The sequence below is a fragment of the Desulfosarcina sp. genome (assembly GCF_041551955.1).
Taxonomy (GTDB): Bacteria; Desulfobacterota; Desulfobacteria; order Desulfobacterales; family Desulfosarcinaceae; genus Desulfosarcina.
This window is the reverse complement of sequence record NZ_JBFELV010000391.1, coordinates 1-4,920: the sequence shown is the minus strand read 5'-3', so window position 1 is coordinate 4,920 and position 4,920 is coordinate 1. Positions and strand designations below refer to the sequence as shown.

The window sequence follows — 4,920 nt, the reverse complement described above, 5'->3', positions numbered from 1 at the left end:
CTTCGACATGAGCCGGGGCACCGCCGAACAGCTGGTACAGCACATGGAAGAGGACGGCAGTACCATCATCAGCGAGATCGAGGACACGGCCGATCTCCTTGAGGACACCAGCGATGCCCCGATCATCAAACTGGTCAACCATATTATCTCACAGTCCATCAAGGCCCGCGCCAGCGACATTCACATCGAGCCTTATCAGGACAGCTTCAAGGTGCGCTACCGGGTGGACGGAATCCTCTACGACCTGCTCACACCACCCAAATGGATTCAGGCATCGCTGATCTCACGAATCAAGGTCATGGCCAAACTCAACATTGCCGAAAAGCGGCTGCCCCAGGACGGACGCCTGGAAGTCAAAATCGGCAGCCAGAATGTGGATGTGCGGGTGTCCACCTTGCCCACCACTTTCGGTGAACGGGTGGTCATGCGGCTGTTGAACAAATCGGAGGAGGTCCTCAACCTGAAGGAACTTGGGCTGTCGCCAGAGGATCACGACCTGTTCAACCAGCTGGTGACCCAGCCCAACGGCATCATCCTGGTGACCGGCCCCACCGGAAGCGGCAAGACCACCACCCTCTATTCCGTGCTGGCCTCCATCATCAAGCCGGACATCAACATCATCACCATCGAAGATCCGGTGGAGTACCAGCTCAAAGGCATCAGCCAGATCCAGGTGAACCCGAAAATCGATCTCACCTTTGCCCGCGGCCTGCGTGCCATCGTCCGCCAAGACCCGGATGTGATCCTCATCGGCGAGATCCGTGACAAAGAGACCGCCACCATCGCTGTCCAGTCGGCCCTTACCGGCCACCTGGTTTTCTCGACGCTGCACACCAACGATTCGGCCGGTGCGATCACACGCCTGGTTGACATCGGTGTCGAGCCCTTCCTCATCTCCTCCGCCGTGGTGGCGGTTATCGCCCAGCGGCTGGTACGCGTACTGTGCGACCACTGCAAGGAGGCCTACACCCCGGGCGTGATCCTGGAGAGCATCGGCATTTCCCGGACGCAATTGAGACACCACACCCTTTACCAGGCCAAGGGTTGTGAGAAGTGCTTTAACACCGGCTACCGCGGCCGCATTGCCATCTTTGAGATCATGCACATGCGCGAAGGGTTGAAAAATCTAATTCTGAAAACCTTCGATGCCACCCAAATCAGACAATTCGCCCTGCAGTACAACATGAAAACCCTGCGCCAAAGCGGCATCGAAAAGGTGCTGGCCGGAACGACCACCATCGAAGAGGTCCTGCGGGTGACCCAGCAAGGACCGGATGAACGGGTACCGGCAGCCTTTGAATGAGGCGCTCAACCCAATCGGCAGAATGAGGCGCCAAAGCGATCCCGCCGCTCCGCCTTGGATGAAGGGCATCCGATGGTCGAGATTTAAACCAGACTGTCGGCCCCCCTCGGGCCAGACCGACAGTCGACTAAAGGTGAATCATGAAAATCCTTCGTTTGGCAGCGCTGTGCTGCCTGTTTGTCGGCAGCGCATGGGCCGGGCCTCAGGCACCCGATCTGGCCCCTTCGGAGGAATCCATGCCGGCCATGGCGGGCCCCATCCGCTTTTTCCAGCGGTACCTGTCCGGGGCGGACGGCCACCGCTGCCCCATGACCCCCTCGTGTTCAAGCTATGCCCTGCAGGCCGTGCAGCGCCATGGAAGTATCAAAGGATGGATCATGGCCAGCGACCGGCTGATGCGCTGCGGCCGCGACGAATTAAAGCTGAGCCCGTCCGTGATGACCCGCGAGGGCATCCGCTGCCAGGATCCGGTTCACAACAATGACGTCTGGCGACCCTGACGGATGGGATGCCTCAAGATGCTTCAACCCATGCTACGTTTTCTGATTATCGCCATCGGGGCCCCCCTTTTTTTGATGGCAATGCCTGCCCATGGCTTCGCCCGGTTGACGATCGATGCGGACAGCCAATACCGGTATGCCCAGTCCCGCCTCGACTCAGGAGCCGTCGACGAGGCGGTTGCTGAGTTCAATCGTTTTATCCATTTTTTTCCCGCAGACCCCAGGGTTCCTCAGGCCCGATTCCAGACGGGCGTTGCCCACTTCAGGGCCGGCCGCTATCAGGCGGCAGCGGCAATCTTCAACCAGCAGACCGTTGGATTCGCAGGTTCGCCCCTGGACAACCAGGCCTTTTTCATGCTCAGCCGCAGCCATGCGCGCCAGGGAATGATCGAGCAGGCCATTGTGGATCTGCACAACCTCGAGGCCTTGTCTTCATCAACGGATGTCATCGATCAAGTCCGCTACGAATTGGGTTGGCTCCATGTGGATCAGGGCCGCTGGAACGCCGCCGACCAGGCCTTCAATCGAATTTCACCCGACAATCGGGACCGCTTCCAGGTGGCCAACCTGAAGCAGTCCCTGGCCCTGAGCGGTGCCATCCCGTTCAAGCATCCGACTACCGCCGGTTTTCTCTCGATCGTGCCCGGCGGCGGCCAGCTGTATACCAGCAGGTACCAGGATGCGGCCACCGCTTTTTTAATCAACGCCGGTCTGATCTGGGCAGCCTGGGAGTCCTTTGACAACGAGCAATACGCCCTCGGCAGCATGATCAGTTTTGTGGGGTTCGGGTTTTATGCCGGCAACATCTATGGTGCCGTTTCCAGTGCCCACAAGTACAACCGTGACCAGATTAACGCGTATCGAGAACGTCTTAACCAGCACAGGCAGATCTCCTTATCACTGGCCCCGTCACCCAAGGGAGCCGCCCTGTGCCTGACCATAAGCTTTTAATCCCATGCCATCCCCTGCCCCCGCTTCATCCGTAAGGCGTCTGGCGAAAAAGGCGCTGAGGATCGTTTTGCTGGTTACCCTTTTCATGGCCATGGCCGGGATTGGGGCCTACGTGTCTCTGACCCTGATCATAAAAGGTGAAGATACCGTCATTGTCCCCGACCTGGTGGGCAAGGACATCCTGTACGGCCTTGAAATTCTCTCGGACCTGGGACTCAATACCCGCGTTAAAGGCACGGCATATCATGACCAGGTGCCCAAAAACCACGTCATCGATCAGGATCCGGATGCCGGCGCTGCCATCAAGCGGGGTCGTGACGTAAAAGTTCGCGTCTCCCGCGGGGCGGAAACCATTTTAATGCCAAACTTAGAGGGCCTTTCCCTCCAGCAGACCCGGATCCTCTTGACGGAAAACGGTTTGTGCCAAGGCGTGTTGTCGGGCATGACCAGTCCCCGCTTCGACCCCGGGCAGATCATGGCCCAATATCCGCCGCCAGGTGGAATCGTTTCTCGGAACACCTGTGCAGATCTGCTGATCAGTCAGGGTCCTTCCTCCCCGGCTTTTTCCATGGTCGATCTGTCCGGCCTAAGCCTGGAGTCGGCCATCCGCCAGTTAGAACAGCTGCAGTTGGCCGTGGGAACCATCCGGATCGTTCTCCGGACCGGAACGCCGCTGGATACCATCGTGGATCAGATCCCCCCGGCCGGACACCGCGTTGCGCCGGGCAACTCGGTAGACATGGCGGTAAACCGATCCAACGAGGAACGCTTGACGGGGGGGACCGAAAACGCGGATCAGGTTGAACTGTTCAGGTTCTCTCTGGAAAACGGTTTTTTGAAGAAACGGGTGCAGGTCAGGATGAACCTTCCGCAGATTTCACTCAGCCTGTTCGATGATTTCTTGGCTCCGGGCCAAGAGATCTGGCTTTTGATTCCAAAAAGTGGTAACCCCACGATACTGGTGTATGTGGATGGTCAACTGGTTGAAACCCGGATCATGTAGGGGCATCGATCGAAGAAGCGAATCGTTGAACGGGTGAAAAGAGGTGAAGATGAAATGTATCGCACCGTCGATTTTATCGGCAGATTTTTCTCGACTGGGGGCAGAGGTTCGCGCGGTGGAAGCCGCCGGGGCGGACTGGATCCATGTGGATGTCATGGATGGTTGTTTCGTCCCCAACATCACCATGGGACCCCTGGTGGTCGAAGCGGTGCGCCGGTCTACCGAGCTGACCATCGATGTCCACTTGATGATCGAACGGCCGGAACGCTATATCGAAGATTTTTGCAATGCCGGTGCCGACTATATCGCTGTCCACCAGGAGGCCTGCACCCATCTGCATCGAACCATTCAATTGATCCGCGAACAAGGGGCCAAGGCCGGGGTGGCCCTGAATCCCGCCACCCCGGTGGAATCCCTCCGGTGGATTTTGGGTGACCTGGACTTCGTCCTGATCATGAGCGTCAACCCCGGATTCGGCGGTCAGCAATTCATCCCGTCGGCCCTTGACAAGGTTGCCCAACTCAAGACGACCATCCGCGAGCGTGGCTTGTCCACCCTGATCCAGATCGACGGCGGCGTGAATGCCGGCACCATCAGCCGTATCTCGGCCGCCGGGGTGGATGTATTCGTGGCGGGCAGCGCTATCTTCGGCAGTGACGACTATGGACGGACCATCTCCGAGCTCAAGGCAAAATGGTAGAAGGGGGTATCGGTGGCTGACAGTCGGAAAAACCCATTGATTCTGGTGGTCAACGGCCCTAACCTCAACATGCTGGGGACACGTGAGCCCGACCATTACGGCAGTATGACCTTGGAAGCGATCAACGCCTCCCTGCATGCCCGGGCCGCTGAGCTGGGCCTCCAAGTTTCCTTGTTCCAGTCCAACCACGAGGGAGAAATTCTTGAGGCCATCCAAAAAGCCGTTGGACGGGCACGGGGCCTGATCATCAACCCGGCCGCATTGACCCACACCAGTGTGGCCATCCGAGACGCGGTACTGATCCTGGATGTACCGACGATCGAGGTCCATTTGTCAAACATCTACAAGCGGGAATCGTTCCGGCACCGCTCGTTCATCGCCGACATCGCCACCGCGCAGATCTCCGGGTTAGGGGCTTCGGGGTATCTTTACGCCTTGGAAGCCCTGGCGCAGTTGATCGCCT

General features: G+C 58.4%; 6 protein-coding genes. All 6 read left to right on the top strand.

The window, feature by feature from the left end:
* A partial coding sequence (gene gspE / locus ABYV26_RS20865) for a type II secretion system ATPase GspE (protein WP_372683288.1) occupies positions 1–1,303 on the top strand: 1,303 nt, incomplete at its 5' end.
* Between the two features lie 140 nt (positions 1,304–1,443).
* Entirely contained in the window at positions 1,444–1,803 is a 360-nt protein-coding gene (gene yidD / locus ABYV26_RS20860; RefSeq protein WP_372683287.1) for a membrane protein insertion efficiency factor YidD, read from the top strand.
* Positions 1,804–1,833: 30 nt separating this feature from the next.
* Positions 1,834–2,754, top strand: coding sequence for a tol-pal system YbgF family protein (locus tag ABYV26_RS20855; protein ID WP_372683286.1), 921 nt, complete (start codon positions 1,834–1,836; stop codon positions 2,752–2,754).
* 4 nt (positions 2,755–2,758) lie between these two features.
* Entirely contained in the window at positions 2,759–3,757 is a 999-nt protein-coding gene (locus tag ABYV26_RS20850; RefSeq protein WP_372683285.1) for a PASTA domain-containing protein, read from the top strand.
* 49 nt (positions 3,758–3,806) lie between these two features.
* Positions 3,807–4,457: a ribulose-phosphate 3-epimerase gene (rpe, locus tag ABYV26_RS20845; protein ID WP_372683284.1), complete on the top strand. Its 651-nt coding sequence runs from the start codon at positions 3,807–3,809 to the stop codon at positions 4,455–4,457.
* Positions 4,458–4,526: 69 nt separating this feature from the next.
* On the top strand, positions 4,527–4,920 hold a 394-nt coding region (gene aroQ, locus ABYV26_RS20840; RefSeq protein ID WP_372683289.1), incomplete at its 3' end, for a type II 3-dehydroquinate dehydratase.

Coding starts and splice junctions, on each gene's coding strand:
- yidD (WP_372683287.1), top strand. CDS start 1,444: ATGAAAATCCTTCGTTTGGCAGCGCTGTGCTGCCTGTTTGTCGGCAGC.
- ABYV26_RS20855 (WP_372683286.1), top strand. CDS start 1,834: ATGCTACGTTTTCTGATTATCGCCATCGGGGCCCCCCTTTTTTTGATG.
- ABYV26_RS20850 (WP_372683285.1), top strand. CDS start 2,759: ATGCCATCCCCTGCCCCCGCTTCATCCGTAAGGCGTCTGGCGAAAAAG.
- rpe (WP_372683284.1), top strand. CDS start 3,807: ATGAAATGTATCGCACCGTCGATTTTATCGGCAGATTTTTCTCGACTG.